Source organism: Microbacterium sp. H6 (assembly GCF_003314775.1).
GTDB lineage: Bacteria > Actinomycetota > Actinomycetes > Actinomycetales > Microbacteriaceae > Microbacterium > Microbacterium oxydans.
In genome coordinates, this window is sequence record NZ_QOAY01000268.1 from 477 (window position 1) to 2519 (window position 2043).

The following is a 2043-nucleotide window of genomic DNA, read 5'->3' on the forward strand; positions in this document are numbered from 1 at the left end:
CTCCGGGACCGGGATCAGCAGCGTCCCACCCACCCCCGTCGCCTGGTCCGCCGTCGGCACCACCACGGTGATCATCGTCAGCATGATCGCCCTCACCGTGCGGCCGGGGACTCGCCTCCGATCCGGCGGCGCGGCCGCGGCCCTCACCCTTCTGCTGGTCGCCCTCGCCCCGCCCCCACCCGCGCAGGCGCACGACCCCGGCCAGGGCACCGCCTACGGCACCGCACAGATGACCGTCACCGGCGACGGCACCGGGCAGCTGACCGTCACCATCACCGGCATCCGCCTCACCGACGACACCGACCTCACCCCGTCCCGTCTGGTCGCCCGCCGCACCGGAGAGGACCTCACCGCGCCGCTGCGCGCACAACCCGGCACCCCGCCTCCCGGTACCTTCACCGGGGAACTGGCACTGCCGTCACCGGGGCTGTGGTTCGTGTACGCCCAGTTCGCCACCGGCGAACGCACCCTCGAGGTGTGGGTGCCCGTCGATCAGCAACTCACCGGCCCGCAGAGCCAGCAGCGCAACCTCTACCAGCCCGTCACCGCCCTCACCCCGTCACCGGGGCAGATCATCCTCGGCGCCGTGCTCCTCGCCGTCTCGACGGCACTCACGGTCGCCGCGGCCGTCACCGTCGCCCGCCGCCGACGCGTCCTCCCTCCCGCGACCACCTGACCACGGCGAGGTCACCGCGCCCCGTTGCGGGCGGGCGGGCGATCTCGGCCTCCGGCAACCGAAACGGTCGGGCACGATGAGCTGGGCACCCCTGGCATCCGCCTGCTGTGCTGCCGGAGGGCGCGGACGTGACTCGACGCGGCAACGGCGACCACAACGGCGGCGGTTCTTCGGTTCGTGGGGTTATTCGGTGACGTTGATGATCATGGTCAGGCCGCCAGCGCCGTCGGTTTCGACGTTGTTGTTGGTGGTGTGGTGGTTGATGTGGCAGTGGATGAGCCACTGGCCGGGCTCGAGCGCGTTCCAGAGCACGTCGTAGCGTTGTCCCGGCCCGACGTTGATCGTGTCGGCCTGGAACTGCTGCGCCGTGGTGAGGGCCGCCCCGTCGCGGGCGACGACGGTGAACGGGCCGCCGTGGATGTGCATCGGGTGGATGTCGTTGGTGTTCGAGCCGATGAACCGCACCCGGAGGGTCTCCCCCACCTTCATGTCGATGGTCTCGGTGGCCGGGTACGCCTTCCCGTTGATGGTGAAGTAGTTCGGCATGCCCCCTTCCATCGGCATCGCCGGATAGGTCAGCCCCTCCCGGGACAGCCACTCCTGCAGCTGGATCGTGTACTCGCGATCGGCAGGCGGCTGCAGGCCAGGGTCGGCGGGGTCGATGATCAGCGCCCCGTACAGGCCGAGGGCCTGCTGCCGGTCGGCGTGATCGTGGGAGTGGTAGAAGAACGTGCCCCACTGCTTCACCGTGTACTCGTACCGGTAGGTGTCGCCGGGTTGGATGGGATCCTGGGTGATCCCGGCGGGCCCGTCCATCTCGTTGGGCACGTCCAGGCCGTGCCAGTGCACGGTCGTGGACTCGTCGAGCTCGTTGGTCACGTCGATGCGGATCCGGTCGCCCTGGGTGACCTGCAGCCGAGGCCCCGGGATCTGCCCGTTGTACGCGTACGCGTCGACGGTGACGCCGGGGAGGATCTCCCAGCGGATCTGCGACACGGTCAGCTCGAACACCCTCACCCCGTCCTCGACGCGGGCAGGTTCCAGCACCTCATCACCGCGGGTGTCCACGTCGTACGCGGCGGTCGCGGCCCGCGGGTCGACGGCGGCCATGTCCCGCATCGCCTCGGCGGGGGTGTCACGGGTCATGATCATCCCGGGCGGCATGATCAGCCCACCGACGTCGTGCGCGCTGAGAGTCATGTTGACGGCGTTCGCGGGGGCGACCATCCCGACCACGAGCGCGATCGCGGAGAACGCGCCGACCACGGTCAGCTGCGGCACGGTCACCGCTCCGGCGCCAGAAGGCTGGTGCGCCTCATGCCCCGACCCCGGCGACGACGCACCGCCCGCCGCCTGGTCGTGGCCGG

Annotated in this window: 2 protein-coding genes; one reads left to right on the plus strand and one right to left on the minus strand. The window is 70.7% G+C overall.

Features of this window, described 5'->3' with window-relative positions; all coding sequences use genetic code 11:
* Positions 1-676, plus strand: a 676-nt coding sequence (locus DSP71_RS17670; protein ID WP_220151141.1) for a hypothetical protein, incomplete at its 5' end; no start/stop codon positions are given.
* Between the two features lie 183 nt (positions 677-859).
* Here the strand turns inward: DSP71_RS17670 and DSP71_RS17675 are convergent.
* Positions 860-2043, minus strand: a 1184-nt coding sequence (locus DSP71_RS17675; protein ID WP_181800765.1) for a multicopper oxidase family protein, incomplete at its 5' end; no start/stop codon positions are given.